This window comes from Exiguobacterium sp. s70 (assembly GCF_018618315.1).
Classification (GTDB): domain Bacteria; phylum Bacillota; class Bacilli; order Exiguobacteriales; family Exiguobacteriaceae; genus Exiguobacterium; species Exiguobacterium chiriqhucha.
Window position 1 is genome coordinate 853,917 of sequence record NZ_JACSLV010000001.1, and the last position, 17,326, is coordinate 871,242.

The 17,326-nt window shown below is 52.6% G+C and carries 18 protein-coding genes; 4 read left to right on the forward strand and 14 right to left on the reverse strand.

The annotated features are described in order from the left end of the window. Nucleotides 1-42 precede the first annotated feature (42 nt). From KNP84_RS04255 to KNP84_RS04310, 12 genes are all read right to left on the reverse strand, one after another. Nucleotides 43-261 (reverse strand): DUF1146 family protein, encoded by a 219-nt coding sequence (locus KNP84_RS04255; RefSeq protein ID WP_021066143.1) that lies wholly within the window; start codon nt 259-261, stop codon nt 43-45. Between the two features lie 199 nt (nt 262-460). Next, nucleotides 461-1,657, reverse strand: coding sequence for an EAL and HDOD domain-containing protein (locus tag KNP84_RS04260; protein ID WP_251131122.1), 1,197 nt, complete (start codon nt 1,655-1,657; stop codon nt 461-463). Nucleotides 1,658-1,830: 173 nt separating this feature from the next. Continuing rightward, nucleotides 1,831-2,241 (reverse strand): F0F1 ATP synthase subunit epsilon, encoded by a 411-nt coding sequence (locus tag KNP84_RS04265; protein WP_021066141.1) that lies wholly within the window; start codon nt 2,239-2,241, stop codon nt 1,831-1,833. 28 nt (nt 2,242-2,269) lie between these two features. Beyond that, a complete protein-coding gene (gene atpD, locus KNP84_RS04270) occupies nt 2,270-3,688 on the reverse strand; it encodes a F0F1 ATP synthase subunit beta (RefSeq protein ID WP_021066140.1) in 1,419 nt (472 codons plus the stop codon). Nucleotides 3,689-3,722: 34 nt separating this feature from the next. Beyond that, the gene (gene atpG, locus KNP84_RS04275) at nt 3,723-4,580 is read right to left on the reverse strand and encodes an ATP synthase F1 subunit gamma (RefSeq protein ID WP_021066139.1); all 858 of its coding nucleotides are present in this window, start codon (nt 4,578-4,580) and stop codon (nt 3,723-3,725) included. Between the two features lie 36 nt (nt 4,581-4,616). Next, nucleotides 4,617-6,125 carry a F0F1 ATP synthase subunit alpha gene (gene atpA, locus KNP84_RS04280; protein WP_021066138.1) on the reverse strand — a complete coding sequence of 503 codons (1,509 nt, stop codon included), beginning with the start codon at nt 6,123-6,125 and terminating at the stop codon, nt 4,617-4,619. Between the two features lie 18 nt (nt 6,126-6,143). After that, complete coding sequence (locus KNP84_RS04285; RefSeq protein WP_021066137.1) at nt 6,144-6,677, reverse strand: F0F1 ATP synthase subunit delta; 534 nt, start codon at nt 6,675-6,677, stop codon at nt 6,144-6,146. Then, nucleotides 6,677-7,204 (reverse strand): F0F1 ATP synthase subunit B, encoded by a 528-nt coding sequence (gene atpF / locus KNP84_RS04290; RefSeq protein WP_021066136.1) that lies wholly within the window; start codon nt 7,202-7,204, stop codon nt 6,677-6,679. The genes KNP84_RS04285 and atpF overlap by 1 nt, the downstream gene beginning before the upstream one ends. 71 nt (nt 7,205-7,275) lie before the next feature. Beyond that, nucleotides 7,276-7,488, reverse strand: coding sequence for a F0F1 ATP synthase subunit C (gene atpE / locus KNP84_RS04295; RefSeq protein ID WP_024370837.1), 213 nt, complete (start codon nt 7,486-7,488; stop codon nt 7,276-7,278). 78 nt (nt 7,489-7,566) lie between these two features. Beyond that, complete coding sequence (atpB, locus tag KNP84_RS04300; protein WP_021066134.1) at nt 7,567-8,304, reverse strand: F0F1 ATP synthase subunit A; 738 nt, start codon at nt 8,302-8,304, stop codon at nt 7,567-7,569. Continuing rightward, complete coding sequence (locus tag KNP84_RS04305) at nt 8,304-8,732, reverse strand: ATP synthase subunit I (RefSeq protein ID WP_058764799.1); 429 nt, start codon at nt 8,730-8,732, stop codon at nt 8,304-8,306. The genes atpB and KNP84_RS04305 overlap by 1 nt, the downstream gene beginning before the upstream one ends. Beyond that, complete coding sequence (locus KNP84_RS04310) at nt 8,729-8,956, reverse strand: hypothetical protein (RefSeq protein WP_021066132.1); 228 nt, start codon at nt 8,954-8,956, stop codon at nt 8,729-8,731. Before KNP84_RS04310 ends, KNP84_RS04305 begins: the two co-directional genes overlap by 4 nt. A gap of 645 nt (nt 8,957-9,601) precedes the next feature. On the opposite strand from KNP84_RS04310, the gene KNP84_RS04315 reads away from it, so the two are divergent. From KNP84_RS04315 to KNP84_RS04330, 4 genes are all read left to right on the forward strand, one after another. After that, nucleotides 9,602-11,002 (forward strand): FAD-binding oxidoreductase, encoded by a 1,401-nt coding sequence (locus KNP84_RS04315; protein WP_251131155.1) that lies wholly within the window; start codon nt 9,602-9,604, stop codon nt 11,000-11,002. A 65-nt stretch (nt 11,003-11,067) separates the two neighbouring features. Then, on the forward strand, nt 11,068-12,330 hold the full coding sequence (locus KNP84_RS04320) for a (Fe-S)-binding protein (protein WP_215114401.1): 1,263 nt from the start codon (nt 11,068-11,070) through the stop codon (nt 12,328-12,330). A gap of 182 nt (nt 12,331-12,512) precedes the next feature. Further along, the gene (locus KNP84_RS04325; RefSeq protein ID WP_021066129.1) at nt 12,513-13,637 is read left to right on the forward strand and encodes an ABC transporter ATP-binding protein; all 1,125 of its coding nucleotides are present in this window, start codon (nt 12,513-12,515) and stop codon (nt 13,635-13,637) included. After that, complete coding sequence (locus KNP84_RS04330; RefSeq protein WP_215114354.1) at nt 13,634-15,220, forward strand: ABC transporter permease/substrate-binding protein; 1,587 nt, start codon at nt 13,634-13,636, stop codon at nt 15,218-15,220. The genes KNP84_RS04325 and KNP84_RS04330 overlap by 4 nt, the downstream gene beginning before the upstream one ends. A gap of 63 nt (nt 15,221-15,283) precedes the next feature. On the opposite strand, the gene KNP84_RS04335 is transcribed toward KNP84_RS04330, so the two are convergent. Together KNP84_RS04335 and upp are read right to left on the reverse strand one after the other, a co-directional pair. Further along, nucleotides 15,284-16,444, reverse strand: coding sequence for a GGDEF domain-containing protein (locus KNP84_RS04335; RefSeq protein WP_251131123.1), 1,161 nt, complete (start codon nt 16,442-16,444; stop codon nt 15,284-15,286). A gap of 156 nt (nt 16,445-16,600) precedes the next feature. After that, on the reverse strand, nt 16,601-17,230 hold the full coding sequence (upp, locus tag KNP84_RS04340; RefSeq protein ID WP_021066126.1) for a uracil phosphoribosyltransferase: 630 nt from the start codon (nt 17,228-17,230) through the stop codon (nt 16,601-16,603). Between the last annotated feature and the right edge of the window lie 96 nt (nt 17,231-17,326).

Genomic DNA, 17,326 nt, shown 5'->3' on the forward strand with positions numbered 1-17,326 from the left:
ATACGTTACAGCAGGATTACAGTTTAGTAATCATTTCCCTGCCTACTGTAATGGTGCGAGTGCCTGAGCCAATCGGATATACTCCAAAAAGAACTGGGCGATCAGTGAACCGAAGACGACGGCCACGAGGACGCGCAAGACAGCAGCTTGCGGACTCCTCACTTGATTGAGCAAGCGGTCCCATTTGACCGGCATGAGCGCCCACCAAGCGACGTAGATCGCTACGACGTAGATGACGAGCGATAATACGGTGTTCAGCATCGACGATTCCCCTCTTTTCAAAAATTCGTACCATTTTTAATCATAGCATGACGCGTCAGAGAAAAAAAGACTTAGCGTTCTAGTGAGTGGTTGAATGGGTTCATCCGATCAACTCGCTTTCTCTCCATAAACCGCATACAAAAAAGGAACGTCAACCGGCGCATGGCCTTAGTACAGTAATTGACGTCCCTTCAACATTTCAAACATTATTCACTTCAGCATCATAAGTTTGGCTCCAACGGATGGCTTCGACATAGTATCGAGACAAGTCCGGCATCGTCTCATCGACGTCGACCGTCAACCGCTCATAGGCGAGCACCGTATCGAGCAAACCGCGCAACTCGTTGTCTTCCCCGAGAAGCGCCGCTTTGACGACGGGTTCGACCGGAAGCTCCGAGACGAGCGTATGCATCGTCTCGTCCAAGATGACGTCAAGCGACGAGAAGATACCCGTGATGAACGCGTCGAACGCCGTCACGTGCGGCAGCGTCTCGGCCGCGATCAGTTCCATCATCTTGCCGCGGATGACACTCTGTTTAATCAATTCTTTCGATTCGGATGTCTGTAACTCACGCAACAACATCAAGTAGGACCAACGCCGCATCTCATCGAGCCCGATGCGCGCGACGGCCTGTTCAATCGATTGAATCGTGTGACGTCCCTTTTGATAAACCGTGTTGACCGAGCGTAACATTTTATACGACAAGTCGACGCTTCGTTCGATTTGGCTGGCGATGCGTCGGAAGTCCGGTTCCGGCTTATCGAGCTCCTTCAGCACTTCGACGAGCGTATGCCGGAGCGGATGGACCTCGGCACCGTGGACGACCGTCGGCCGACTGAAGAAGTAGCCTTGGAACATGTGATAGCCGAGCTTCTTGGCAATCTCATATTCAAACGGTGTCTCGATTTTCTCCGCTAGAAATTCGATGCGATGGCCGAGGGCGTCGATGAGCCGTTTCTGTTGGTCGATTGGTGTCGCCTGGTAGTCGATTTTGATGATATCGGCGAGTCCGATGAGTGGCCGATACTTCTCTTCGAACACGAAGTCGTCGAGGGCGATCGTATAGCCTTTCCGACGTAACGAACGTAACGCCGCCAAGACTTTCTCCGTCGGTTCGACATGCTCGAGCACTTCGACGACGAGCGTCTGCCGCGGCAATAAAGCCGGGACCTCGCTCTCAATCAAGTTTTGCGGAAAGTTGATGAACGCTCTCGTCCCTTCCGTCAACTCCCGAAAGTTGAAGACGAGATAGGCGTTATGAATCACGTCGGCGGTCGCAAGTGCGTCATCGACATGTTCAAATATATTTTTCTCGCTGCGGCGATATAACAGTTCATAGCCACAGACGCGTAATTTTTGATCAAAGATCGGTTGGCGCGCAACATAAACTTTCATCCCATTGTCTCCTTTACCGTAGTTCCCACCTATATTATCGGATAAGAGATGTCTGTCTTCCACTATTTGGTCGTAAAACTTTTGATGCTTTGGACCTATATATATAGAAGGAACGTGATTCATTCGGTCCATCCACAAAAAAATCTCCCCTGCGGCTGCAGGAGAGATGTCGGTTATTCTTTGATATCGCGAATGCTCAAACGGTTAATCGCTTTTTTGAGCGCGAGCTCCGCACGACGGAATTCGAGGTCCGAGAGCTTCGTGTCTTGAAGACGACGCTCGGCACGAACTTTCGCCGCAGAAGCGCGGTCGTAGTCGATTTTATCCGCCATTTCGGCTGTTTCAGCTAAGATCGTCACCGTGTCGGGACGAACTTCCATGAAACCGCCGCTGAGTGCGATCAGCGTGCGTCCACCATCTTCGTGGCGCAGTTTGAGAACTGAGATATCGAGCGGTGTCACCATCGGGATGTGTTTCGGTAAGATACCGAGTTCACCGGTCACCGATTTGGCGACGACCATCCGTGCCTCGCCCTCATAGGCTGCACCATCCGGGGTGACGACGTTGACGTGAAGAGTATTCATCGTCTAGTTTCCCCCTTCCGTGTAGGTCTTAGACCAACGTCTTCGCTTTTTCGATGACGTCTTCGATTGGACCAACGAGACGGAATGCATCTTCTGGAAGATCGTCGTGTTTACCATCGAGGATCTCTTTGAAGCCGCGAACTGTCTCTTTAACTGGTACGTACGAACCTTTTTGGCCTGTGAACTGCTCAGCCACGTGGAAGTTTTGTGACAAGAAGAACTGAATACGACGGGCACGGTGAACCGTGAGCTTATCGTCTTCAGACAACTCGTCCATACCGAGGATTGCAATGATATCTTGAAGCTCTTTGTAACGCTGAAGCGTCTGCTGGACGTTACGGGCTACTTCGTAGTGCTCAGGTCCGACGATGTCAGGCGAGAGGGCACGTGAAGTCGATGCGAGCGGGTCAACGGCTGGGTAAATCCCCATCTCCGAAAGACGACGCTCCAAGTTAGTCGTTGCATCAAGGTGAGCGAACGTTGTCGCTGGAGCCGGGTCAGTATAGTCATCGGCTGGTACGTAAACCGCTTGAATCGATGTGACCGATCCTTTAGCTGTTGACGTGATTCGCTCTTGAAGCATACCCATTTCCGTTGCGAGTGTTGGCTGGTAACCTACGGCAGATGGCATCCGACCGAGAAGGGCCGAAACTTCCGAACCTGCCTGAGTGAAACGGAAGATGTTATCGACGAAGAGAAGAACGTCTTGTCCTTGCTCATCGCGGAAGTATTCTGCCATTGTAAGACCCGTCAAGGCTACGCGAAGACGCGCGCCAGGCGGCTCGTTCATCTGACCGAAGACCATCGCCGTTTGCTTGATAACGCCTGAGTCCGTCATCTCGTGGAACAAGTCATTTCCTTCACGCGTACGCTCACCGACTCCTGCAAATACAGAAATCCCGCTGTGCTCTTGCGCGATGTTGTTGATGAGTTCCTGAATGAGAACGGTTTTACCTACACCGGCACCACCGAAGAGGCCGATTTTACCACCTTTGATGTATGGTGCGAGAAGGTCGACGACTTTGATTCCTGTTTCCAAGATTTCAACTTTTGTCGACAACTCATCGAACGTCGGTGCGAGACGGTGAATCGGTGACCGACGGACAGTCGGTGACACTTCTTTATCGTCAATCGGGTTACCGAGTACGTTGAAGACACGACCGAGCGTCTCTTCTCCGACTGGTACTGAAATCGGTGAACCTAAGTCAAGTACTTCCATGCCGCGGCGAACGCCGTCCGTTGAGTCCATCGCAATCGTACGGACCGTGTCATCCCCAAGGTGAATCGCCACCTCGAGCGTCAAGTCGACACTGACATCTTGTGCCGATTCAGCCACGTGTGTGACTTTAAGGGCGTTATAGATGTTCGGTAAGTGGTTGTCGAACTTAACGTCGATAACTGGGCCCATGACTGCGACTACGCGGCCTTTCATGCCGTATTCGTTCATCGTGTTAGCCTCCTACAATCTAGAGGGCGTGCGCTTATTCAAGCGCAGCCGCACCTCCGACAATCTCTGTGATTTCTTGTGTGATCGCCGCTTGACGCGCGCGGTTGAACTTGAGCTTGAGTCCACGGATGAGTTCATCCGCGTTGTCTGTCGCGTTCGACATCGCCGTCATCCGAGCCGCGTGCTCCGATACTTTCGCATCGAGGAGCGCGCCGTAGATGAGTCCTTCCGCGTAACGCGGAAGAAGCGCTGCTAAGATCGTTTCTTCTTCTGGTTCGTATTCATACATCACATTAGATGCGGTCTGTTCGATATTCCCAAGCGGAAGCAATCGATCAATCTTCACTTCTTGGCTGATGACAGAGATAAATGAGTTGTAGCAGAGCTTCAATTCATCAATCTCGCCTTCACTGAACGCGCCGACCGTCTGTTTGACGATCTCTGCGACTTCAACGAATGATGGCTGGTCGTTCAATCCTGTCATGGCACTGTACACCGGAATGTTACGTGCCTTGAAGAACTGAACGCCGACCTTCCCGATCACGTACAGACGGTACTCGTCTGTTGAACCGTGTTTGGCTTTCAACTCGCGATACACGTCACGAAGGACGCTGGCGTTGTATCCACCAGCAAGTCCGCGGTCTGACGTGATGACGATATAGCCGGTCCGTTTGACGGGACGGACTTGAAGCATCGGGTGTGTTGCGCCTGAAGTACCGCCGGCAATCGACGAGATGACTTCCTGCAACTTGGTCATGTACGGCTTGAAGTTGGCGTTGCTCCCTTGAGCGCGGTTCAATTTCGAGGCCGACACCATGTTCATCGCTTTCGTGATTTGCTTCGTGCTTTGGGTCGAGGTGATCCGCATCTGGATCTCACGTAATGATGCCATTTCGATTCACCACCTTAATAGACGCTCGTCACCGGATTAAACCGATGGCGAGAACGTCTTTTTGAATTCCGTAAGTGCATCGACCATCGCCTCGTCAGCAGGAAGGTTTCCTGTTTGACGGATTTCACGGCAGAGGTCCGCACGGTTTTGGTCGAGCCATGCGTTCATTTCTTTTTCGAAACGACGGATGTCTTCGACTGGGACGTCATCGAGATGACCTTTCGTGAGAGCGTAGATGATGATGACTTGCTTGTCGACCGAGAGCGGTGCGTTCAAGTCTTGTTTCAAGACTTCAACGGTACGTTGTCCACGGTTGAGCTTCGCTTGTGTCGCTTTGTCGAGGTCCGACCCGAACTGGGCGAACGCTTCGAGCTCACGGTATGACGCGAGGTCAAGACGGAGCGTACCGGCAACTTTCTTCATCGCTTTCACTTGAGCCGAACCACCAACACGCGATACCGAGAGACCGGCGTTAATCGCAGGACGTACCCCTGAGAAGAAGAGGTCCGACTGAAGGAAGATTTGACCGTCTGTGATCGAGATAACGTTCGTCGGGATGTAAGCCGAGATATCCGACGCTTGTGTCTCGATGAACGGAAGTGCTGTCAATGAACCGCCGCCGAGTTCGTCGTTCAACTTCGCCGCACGCTCAAGAAGGCGTGAGTGGAGGTAGAAGACATCCCCTGGGTAGGCTTCGCGGCCTGGAGGACGACGGAGAAGAAGCGAGAGCTCACGATAAGCTGCCGCTTGTTTCGAGAGGTCATCATATACGACGAGGACGTGTTGTCCGCGGTCCATGAAGTACTCACCCATCGATACCCCAGCGAATGGTGCGAGGTAAAGAAGTGGGGCTGGCTGTGAAGCCGATGCCGAAACAACGATCGTGTAATCGAGGGCGCCGTTTTGACGGAGCGTCTCAACTACGCCACGGACAGTCGATTCTTTCTGACCGATTGCGACGTAGATACAGACCATGTTTTCTTCTTTTTGGTTGATGATCGCATCGATTGCGAGCGAAGTCTTACCAGTTTGACGGTCACCGATGATGAGCTCACGTTGTCCGCGACCGATTGGTACGAGGGCGTCAATCGCCTTAATCCCAGTTTGGAGCGGTTCGTGAACTGACTTACGGGCCATAACGCCGTAAGCTTTACGCTCGATCGGGTTGTATGTGTCCGTCACGATCGGTCCGAGACCGTCGATTGGTTGTCCGAGTGGGTTGACGACGCGTCCGAGGAGCGCTTCACCGACTGGAACTTCCATGATGCGGCCCGTACGTTTTACCGAGTCGCCTTCTTTGATGCCTTTGTAGTCGCCAAGGATGATAATCCCGACGTTACCTTCTTCTAAGTTTTGCGCCAAGCCCATTACGCCGTTAGAGAACTCTACGAGTTCCCCCGCCATAACGTTATCGAGTCCGTATGCACGAGCGATACCGTCACCTACTTGAATGACTGTACCTGTCTCACTGACTTCGATTTCAGAACCGTACGAAGCGATCCGCTCTTTTAGCAGGGCGCTGATTTCTTCAGCTTTGATCGTCATTGAATTCACCCCTATTTCTTACGCATTCAACAATTCACGCTCGAGGCGTGTTAGTTTGTTTTCGATTGTGTCATCATACGTCGTGTAGCCGATCTGGACACGGAGTCCACCGATGACGTCTTCATCGACGACGTTCTTCAATTGAAGCGTCTTGTTCATCTTCTGACCGAAGACGAGTTCGACTTCTTTCAACTCTGTTGCCGACAACGGGTAAGCACTCGTGACGAACCCTTCGGCGATGCCACGGTAGTCGTTGATGTAATCAAGGACGTATCGCGACAAGCCGCGAACTTCGCTCGCACGGTCGTTTTCGACCATGACGAGAAGTGTGTTGAGCACGATATCTGTCATGTCACCAAAGCTATGTGTTAAAAGCTGTGCAAGCTCGCTGTCACTGATTGCCGGATTCGTTAAGAGATCCGTGAGTTCAGGAGTCGCGTGGAGCACTTCATCGAGCAGACGCACTTCCGCTTCGACTTGGTCGAGCGTGCCTTGTTCCCGCGCTAAGTCGAAGAGCGCTTTGGCATAGCGTTTTGCTAACGATGTGTTCATCAGTTAGCACCTTTCGCTTTAGACAGGAAGTCTGTAACGAGGGCACGTTGTTTCACTTCGTCGCCTTTAAGGTCTGACTGAAGGACGTGGCGTGCGGCCGAGAGCGCCTGTGTGACGACTTCGGTCTGGAGCGATTGTTTCGCGAGCTCACGCTCACGTTCGATCGCTTTACCCGCCTCGATCTTGATTTGTTCGGCTTCCAAACGCGCCTGCTCCACCAAGCGTGCTTGTTCCGCTTCTGCTTGACGACGGCTTGAATCAAGCATTTCTTTCGATTCTGTACGTGCTGCACTTAATGCGTCACGTTGTTCGACTACATATGTTTCCGCATCTTTGCGGCTCTTTTCAGCGAGCTCAATTTCGTTCGCTACATACTCTTCACGCTGTCTCATCATTCCAAGGAGTGGTCCCCAAGCAAATTTCTTCAACAGGGCCAAGAGTACGAGGAATGTGAAAAGTGTAAAGATCATATCCAGGATGCGGAGGCCTTCGCCACCAGCACCAGCTGCAATCATCATCGTATCCATGCATACCCTCCTCTTGACTAAATAAGTGAGGGAGACACGCTCCCTCTTACGTTGTTCTCGTTAACTCGTAATCAAGAGTTGAGGAGAAGGAAACCGACAGCCACACCGATGATCGGGAGGGCTTCAACCAAACCGATACCGATGAACATTGTTTGACGAAGTTCGTTTTTGAGTTCTGGCTGACGTGCTTGTCCTTGTACTGTTCCGTATACGATGAGACCGTTACCGATACCAGCCGCGAGTGCTCCAAGACCGATAACGAGTGCTGTTGCGAGAAGATTCATTTGTTCCATTGTGTATATTCCTCCTAAAAGTTAAGTAAATAGTTTTTTTGTTCAACGCTTTGGCGAGACCTGCCCGAATTAATGCTCGGCAGAAGCTTTATGCCCGATGTACACCATTGCAAGCGTCAGGAAAATGTAGGATTGGATAACCCCGATAAAGATTGAGAAGCCTTGCCATAAAATCATTGGGAGAATTGCGAACACAGCACCGAGTGGGTTAAGTGCCCCTTCTGCGGTAATTGCGAGTCCCAAGATGATGGTAATCATGATTTCACCGGCAAAGATGTTACCGTAAAGACGCAGACCGAGCGTCAAGGTGTTCGCGAACTCCTCGATGAGCTTGATCGGCAATAAGAACCAGACCGGCTTCACGAATTCCGCCGAGTAGTGCTTCAAACCGTGTAGCTTCACGCCGTAATAGTGCGACATTGCAACGACGAGTGTCGACAATGCCAACGTGACGTAAGGATCGGCCGTTGGTGAGTTGAACCATAGATAGTGACCAGAAATGACGTTAAACGGTAGACCCATCAAGTTCGAGAAGAGAATGAACAAAATCAACGTCATTCCAAACCCGATGAAACGGCCCCCAGTCTTCCAGTCCATCGCACTCGAGATAATCCCGCGTGTGAATTCTGCGAAGAATTCCATTAAGTTCTGCTTACCAGTCGGCTTCATAGCCAAGCGTCGCGTTCCCCAAACGGCAAACGTAAATACGAGTAGTGATGCGATCAGCACCGTAATGACGTTCGTCCAGCTCCCATATAACGTATAATCTCCGAGTTGTAGAGAATATGTGGGAAACTCATGACCCATTAGTATTCACCTCTTTTCCTGCTGAGCTGGGCAAGTGTGAACTCGCCAAATTGTATGATGTGGCCGGCGATTAGACCAGTTACCACCGCAATCAGCGATACTCGATCCTCATAAAAGAGACCGACTATCACGGCTAGTGCACCGACTGCCATTCTTGAAACAGTCCCGTGCGACTTTGGGCGTCGTCCATGTTCGATGACGTCAAACATACGAATGACGCTTCGATTCTGCATATGTAGAATAATGAGACTGGCGACCCCACCTAGGAACAAGCCGAGAAATATCGGTTTGTACATAGGGACGATGAGCGCTCCGATGAGGAGAATGGCGAACCATCCGATAAACCACTTCGTATAGCGTTTCATCAACTGCTTTTGTGCTTTTCTGTCTGCTTGCACTTGTTGTAGTTCCGTTTGTTCTAGCTTCATTCGTCCTCTCCTGTCAGTAAACTTCGAAGGGTGAGAACAAGCGCCGTGATTCCGAGAGCCATCCCCAGAAACACCGACACATTCCAACCAAACGTGCCCCAAAACTCACGTCTCGCCCCGTATTGGCCAACGAGATAACCGATGACGATCGGTCCAGCGAGCGCGGTCGAAATTTGAGAGGCGAGCGAGGCGTAGGATAGGTAACGATTGTCTTTTTTCGTCATCCTGATCCTCCTTTCGAGCTGCCGAGCTTTCCGTCTTCTCCATCGAATTCACACTCGCGTGACCATCAAAAGTCACACAAGTTCAGAGTACTGGAAATGGCATAAGAAGTCAATGAATTTCACAATTATAAAAGCGCTTTAAATCAAGGTGTATCAAGGCTTTTACGCAGTTCACAAACTAAATTAAAATCGCTAAATTTTAAAAAAGTATGAAGAAACGGTGAAATAAAAATGTTGACTTTATAACATTTCACATTGCGAATCAGATGAAGAATAGTTCAGTTATACCTCCACGTTTTGGAAAACACAATGACAAACGGCTTACGTTCACAAAAGGTTTTGAAACGGACGTTGACCCGATTTTGAAATCGTTTTCATCGTCCTGTATCAGTATACCGATTATCTTTTTGTCATGTCGAGGGGTTCTGACGAATTTGTAGTGATGAATCTCACAGGGCGATTTTTCTCGTCCACACGTCTGGAAATCCCTTCCCATCAAGCCGAAATGGGTGGACAATACCAGTTCGAATGGCTACGATTACGGTGTAAGCGCTATCTAAAAATGTGTCGATTTTGTGACTTTCGAAACCGACGCCCGCATCATGAAAATTTTGATGCGTGTGAGGAGGAACTACCATGGACTGGATGAATCAATTACGTGAGGAAATCGGTGCCGACGTCGTCTTCACGGACCCGACGACCCGACTTGCCTATTCGTTTGACGCGACACCGAACTATCAGGCGATGCCCGACGCCATTGTCGCCCCTCGCTCGACCGAGCATGTACAGGCTGTGCTACGGCTGTGCCATACATACCGCATCCCGGTCGTCCCCCGTGGGTCGGCGACGAACCTTGCCGGCGGGACGACACCGCTTTCTGGTGGTGTCGTCATGGATTTCCGCCATATGGACCGCATCATCGAGATTGATGAGAAGAACTTGACGGTGACGGTCGAGCCGGGCTGCATCACTGCCCACCTAGCGCAAGCCGTCGAGGCGAAAGGACTGTTCTACCCGCCGGATCCGAGCTCGATGAAAATCTCGACGATTGGCGGCAACATCAGCGAGAACTCAGGTGGGTTACGCGGATTGAAATACGGTGTGACGGCCGATTACGTGCTCGCGCTCGAGGCGGTGCTCCCGAACGGGGATGTCCTCCATACGGGCGGCAAGCTCGCCAAGGACGTGGCCGGGTACGATTTGACACGTCTCCTCGTCGGCTCGGAAGGGACACTCGCCGTCATTACGCAAGCGACACTCAAGCTCATCCCGCTCCCCGAGACAAAACAGACGATGCTCGCTTATTTCGAGGACTTGGACAGGGCGGCCCGAACGGTGAGCCGCATCATCGAGAATCGCGTCATCCCGGCGACGCTCGAGTTCATGGACAAGAAGACAATCGAGGTCGTCGAGGCGTATGCGAACATCGGATTGCCGACTGACGTCGGCGCTCTCCTTCTATTAGAACAGGACGGCCCGCGTGACGTCGTCCGACAAGATATCGAAGCGATGCATGCCGTCTGCTTAGAAGAAGGTGCCTTGTCGGTCGAAGTGGCTCGAGACGAGGCGCATGCCGAGACGCTCCGCTACGCCCGGCGCATCGCCTTGTCCGCCCTCGCCAGGCTCAGCCCGACGACGATTTTAGAGGATGCGACCGTGCCACGGAGCGAGATTGCCGAGATGGTCCGGCGCATCGAAGCGATCGGACGGGCGTATGACATTCAAATCGCCACGTTCGGTCATGCCGGGGACGGCAACCTGCATCCGACGGTCGCGACCGATGCCCGGAATCATGAGGAGATGGAACGTGTCGAGGCGGCGTTCGCCGATATTTTCGCTGCCGCGCTCGACCTCGGAGGGACGATCACCGGCGAGCATGGGGTCGGGGCGATGAAAGCACCGTATCTCGAATGGAAGCTCGGTCCGGCCGGGATAGACGTCATGAAAGGCATCAAGCTCGCCTTCGACCCGCACGGCATCATGAATCCGCAGAAGATGTTCGCCAAAGCGGCGAAAAAACGCATCGTCCAAGGAGGTAAATCATGAAACAGACGCCCGAACTCGCCACCCGCATGACCGAGAAGCTCGACTATGAAGAGATGCTCGGCTGCATGCGTTGCGGTTTTTGCCTGCCGACGTGCCCGACGTATATCCGCTCGAAAGACGAGTCCGCCTCCCCGCGCGGTCGCATCGCCATCATGAAAGGTGTCGTCGACGGATTGATTGAACCCGACGAGGGCGTCGAAAAGACGCTCAACGAATGTCTCGGTTGTCTCGCCTGTGAGCCGGCATGTCCGGCCGGGGTACGCTATAGCGTCCTGCTCGAGGACGCACGCGCCGCCATCACCGAACATAAACGTGCGACGGGACAAATGCCGGTCCGCGAGCGGCTCGTCCGGAAAGTCGTCTTTGACGGGCTGTTCTTGAATAAGGCGAAGATGGAGACGGCGACGGGCTTTCTCCGCTTCTATCAACAGTCTGGCGTCCAGACGCTCACTCACAAGCTCCGCATCCTCGATTGGTTCCCGGACCAGCTCCAGAAGATGGAGACGATTTTACCGACGGTCCCGCCGAAGACGGAGCGACGTCGGCGTCCGGAGCGAATCCCGGCGACGGGAGCGACAACGGCCCGAGTCGCCTTCTTCAGCGGCTGTTTGATGGACACGATGTTCTATGAGACGAATGCCAACACGATTAAACTGCTCCAAGCGGCGGGCTGCGACATCGTCATCCCGAAAACGCAACAGTGTTGCGGGGCCTTACATGGTCATGCCGGTGAACAGACGGGTGCCGTCACGCTCGCCAAGCAGAATATCGCAGCGTTCGAGGCCGAGGACGTCGATTACATCATCACGAACGCCGGCGGTTGCGGTGCGTTCCTCGTCGGCTATGACCATCTGTTAAAGCACGACCCCGAATGGGCCGAACGCGCGGAACGGTTCACGGCCAAGATCAAAGACTTCGCCTCGATTTTGATTGAGGTCGGCTTTCTCGACCGCGTACCGCTCTCCCTACCGGAGCAGCTCATCACGTACCAAGACTCGTGCCACCTCCGCAACGTGCAAAAAGGGGCACTCGCCCCGCGGGTATTGCTCCAGGCAATCGAAGGCGCCGTCTATATCGAACAGAAGCATGCCGACCACTGCTGTGGCTCGGCCGGCGTCTACAATCTATTGCAACCGGTGATTGCGAACGACATCCTCGAGATGAAGATGGGTCACGTGAACGCCACGGCGGCACAAACGATTGTGACATCGAATCCGGGCTGCCACATGCAGATGCAGCTCGGCATTCAAGAACACGGGACCGACTCGATGCGCGCTGTCCATTTGGCAGATTTACTCGTCGAGGCGATGGATATTCATGTAAACTAACGTATTGAGAGGAAGACACTGGCTACACGTGTCCTCCTCTCTTTTTCATTTCGAATAAAAATGACAATAATAATCCCCGCTTTATCAGAGGTTCAAACTCTTTTTTCGAAAAAAATGTTTACAATCATCTAACAACGGGCATATAAGATTATGTGAAAATAATTACTGAAAAGGGTGACTGCATGATTGAGTTTAAACAAGTCAAGAAAACGTTCAAACAAACGACCGTCTTGAAAGAGATGAATCTCACGATCAACAAAGGTGAGCTCGTCGTCTTTATCGGCCCGTCCGGCTGTGGGAAGACGACTTCGTTGAAAATGATTAACCGCTTGATCGAGCCGACGGAAGGCACGATTATCGTCAACGGCCAAGACACACGCAAAATGGATCCGATCGAATTGCGGCGCCAGATGGGCTACGTCATTCAACAGACCGGCCTCTTTCCGCATATGACGATTCGCGAAAACATTCAATTGATTGCGAGCCTCGAAGGACATGCCGAACAAGACATGGACGCACGCACCGAACACCTTCTCCGTATGGTCGGTCTCGACCCGGACCAGTTCATCGATCGCTATCCGAGCGAATTGAGCGGTGGGCAACAACAACGCATCGGTTTCGCCCGTGCCCTCATGAACGACCCCGAAGTCATTTTGATGGATGAACCGTTCAGCGCCCTCGACCCTGTCACGCGAAACGACCTCCAAGAAGAGCTGTTCAACCTGCAAGAAGAAGTGAAAAAGACGATTGTATTCGTCACCCATGATATGGATGAGGCGATCAAGCTGGCCGATCGCATTTGTATCATGCGCGACGGGGAAATCGTCCAGTTCGATACCCCGGAACAAATCCTTCGGAACCCGAAAGACGAGTACGTCGAATCGTTCATCGGGAAAAATCGAATTTGGAACAGTCCTGAATTCATCAAAGCGAAAGATATCATGATTACCGATCCGGTATCCATCAGCGGGAAACGCACGGTGCTTCAAGCGATTGAAATCATGCGTTCACGCAAAGTCGACAGCCTGTTGATCACCGACCGTGATCGCGTCCTCCAAGGACTCATCAAATTGAAGGACGTCCACAGCATCCAAGACAAGACGAAGCGACTCGAGGAAGTCATGAATACGAATTACGCCTTCGTCTCAATCGAGGACTCGCTTCTCGACATTTTAGACGTCATGAACACGAGCGACCAAGGGTACCTCCCTGTCGTCGACGGTTCAATACTTCACGGCTTGATTACACGCAGCAGTTTGCTTTCCGTCCTCAGTGAGCAATTCATGCAAGAGGAGGAAACGCTATGAACGCCATTCAATCATTTTTCGATTACTTCACGAGCAACACCGATCAAATCGGGACGCTCTTGCTCGAACACTTACAACTGACGGTGTTCGCCGTCTCACTCGCGGTCCTGTTAGGGGTACCGCTCGGGATTCTCATCTTACGGATTCCGCGCCTCGCGAAACCGATTCTCGGGCTGACGAGCGTTGTCCAAGCCGTACCAAGTTTGGCGCTCCTCGGTTTCCTCATCCCGTTCATCGGAATCGGGTCGACGCCGGCCATCATCATGGTCGTCCTATACTCGCTCCTCCCGATCGTGAAAAACACGTACACGGGCCTGTCGAGCATCCCGGGTGATACGCTCGAATCAGCTAAAGGGATCGGCCTAACCGATCGCCAGATTTTGAGTAAGATTCAGCTCCCGCTCGCGCTCCCGATCATCATGGCCGGGATTCGCATCTCGGCGGTCACGGCCGTCGGACTCATGACCATCTCCGCGTTCGTCGGAGCCGGTGGTCTCGGCTATCTCGTCTTCGCCGGGATTCAGACCGTTGACAACAACCAAATCCTTGCCGGTGCCATCCCGGCCGGTCTGCTCGCACTGTTGATTGATTTCATCGTCAGCCGCATCGAGTACAAGGTCGCACCGAACGGCATCGTCCTCGCGGATGGCCGGATGAAAAAAAAGACGCGTCGTTCGGCGAAGAAAGTCACGAAACCACTCATCGTCATCGCGACGGCGTTCGTCCTACTCCTCGCCGGTTCGATTTACGCCTTCACCCGTGAAGACGACACGATTGTCGTCGGATCGAAAAACTTTACCGAGCAATTGATTCTTGGGAACATGGTCGCCGACTTGATTGAAGACAAGACAGACCTCGATGTGAAACGTCAATTGAACCTCGGGGGGACCCAGGTCGCTTTCAGCGCCCTACGGACCGGTGAGATTGATACGTACGTCGAATATACGGGCACGTTGTTCGTCGATGTATTGAAGCAAGAAGTCGAGAACGACCCGGACGTCGTCTACGACAAAGTCGTGAAACAAGTGAACGAACGTTTCGATATCCGCACGCTCGACCCGATCGGCTTCAATAACACCTACGCCATCGCCGTCAAACAAGAAGACGTCGACAAATACGGTTTAAAGACCGTCTCAGATCTCGCTGCGGTGAGTGACGAGCTCGTCTTCGGTCCGACAATCGAGTTCTCGAACCGGGAAGACGGATACCTCGGCTTGAAAGAAGCGTATCCGTTCGACTTCCAGGACGTGAAACCGGTCGACGGCGGACTCCGCTATACGGCACTCATGAACAATGAGAGTAACGCCATCGACAGCTTCTCGACCGACGGCTTGCTTAAACGCTTTGATTTGACCGTCCTCGAGGACGACAAACAGTTCTTCCCGCCGTATTACGCGGTCCCAATCGTCAGCGAAGAGACGCTCGCCGAGCATCCTGAGCTCGCGGACGTATTGAACTTGCTGAGCGGGAAAATCACGGACGAGACGATGCAAGAGCTCAATTATCTTGCTGACGTCGAGAAACAACGTCCGGAGAAAGTCGCCCGCGACTTCCTCATCCAAGAAGGATTGATTGAACAATAAACCTATACGAAAGACGACCCTCCCGTTCGAATCGGGAAGGTCGTCTTTTTTCTGTGGCCGCTTTTAACCTACGTTCGTCGCCTGTCCGACCGAGACGCGGTTGCGCCCACTCTGCTTCGCCTGATAGAGGGCTTGGTCGGCCGTCTCAATCAAGTCGGTCTTATCGCCACTTGGCGTTGGCGCATGTTCGGCGACGCCGATGCTGACACTCACTTTTCGCAACGGAGTGTACATTTCGTGCACGATGTTCAGTTTGAGCACCGCCTGCCGAATCCGTTCCGCGATTTCTTTCGGTTGGCGCGCGTGGCGTGGCCGCAGGAGCACCGCGAACTCTTCGCCTCCATAGCGGGCCGTCATACCGTCTTCTCCGACCGCCTTGTCGATCGCGTTCGCCACCCGCTCGAGGCAAGCGTCTCCCGCCAAATGTCCGTATGTGTCGTTATACGTCTTGAACGCATCGATATCAAGCAAGAGGAGCGCAAGCACGTCTCCGGTATCGGTCGCTTCGTCCCACATCCGTTCTAACTTCTCGTCAAAAGCTCGACGATTCCAAATCCCGGTCAAGGCGTCATGGAGCGAGCGATGGATGAGCGCTTGTTTGCTGCGCTCGAGCCGGAACGTATGCATGAACGTCATCAACAGCAACAATGCGATGCCGACGACGATGAAGATGACCCATTTCGCTGAATTCGAGGCAGTTTCACTCCGAAGCGTGGCTTGTTGGATGATGTTGTCGATGTCTTCACGAAGGGCCGCATCGACGTCTCGGAACTGGTTGATATAATCGATGCCACTATAGCGACGCGCGTTCGCGGCGATGACATCCCCCGCCTCGATGAGTTCGATTTGCGACGCATGAAACGCCTCCATTTTTTGAATGAGCGGCAACGCCTCGTCTTGAATCAATTCCTGCATAATCGGATGACGCTCGTCGAGTTCACGAATAATACGAATCGTCTCCTCCAATGATTGTTTCGTCGCCTCATACTGTTCGAGCGACTGCGCGTCTTGGTTATATGTATAGCCCCGAACCGATAGCTCTTGGTCGAGCAGTAACCGAAACAGCTCCGAGGCAGCGTTCGAAATCGGGATGGCTTCCTCGACAATTCGTCGATTTTCCTGCTCGATGTCCTGAAACGCGCTATAGCTCCAGACGCTCGTCAAAAACAACGCCATCAAGGAGATGAGTAAGTATCTTTGCAGTAGCGAGAATTTAGTCTTCATCGTGTCTCTTCCCTTATCCCGACATCGGACCGACTTACGGTCTCTTCCTCTTCTACTATCGGCCGTCTCTTCGATCGTCTCAACTAATTTGAATCGATTGGTGCACATTCCCACAAAAAAGAGAGGATCACCAGGATCCTCTCATCGGGTTCATGCTTATTTCGTTCCGAACAGACGGTCACCTGCGTCACCGAGTCCTGGTACGATGTAGCCGTGGTCGTTCAACTTCTCGTCAAGTGCGGCGAGATAGATTTCGACGTCCGGGTGTTCGGCTTGAACACGTTCCACACCTTCAGGGGCTGCACAGAGGCAAGCGAGCTTGATCGACTTGGCACCGTGCTTTTTAAGCGCGGCAATCGCGTCGGCTGCTGAACCGCCTGTCGCGAGCATCGGGTCGACGACGATGAAGTCACGTTCTGTGACGTCCGTCGGCAACTTGAGATAGTATTCGTGCGGCTCGAGCGTCTCTGGGTCACGGTATAAACCGATGTGACCGACTTTGACGTTCGGCATCATTTTGAGGAAGCCATCCACCATGCCGAGGCCTGCCCGTAAAATTGGGACGATTCCCAATTTCTTGCCGGCAATCATCTTCTGTGTCGATACAGAGACCGGTGTCTCGATTTCCACATCAGTAAGCGGAAGGTCGCGTGTAATTTCATATGCCATGAGTGACGAAACCTCGTCTACGAGTTCACGGAACTGCTTCGTCCCCGTCTCTACTTTACGCATAATCGTCATCTTGTGCTGAATCAATGGGTGGTCATAAACGTGTACTTTGCCCATCATGCTTCACTCCTCTCTCAATCTCTCTTGAGCATTGTACCCTAACTTTTCTGAGAAAGGTAGGGTCAACTTCTGTTTTTTAAGAGGTCAGACGAA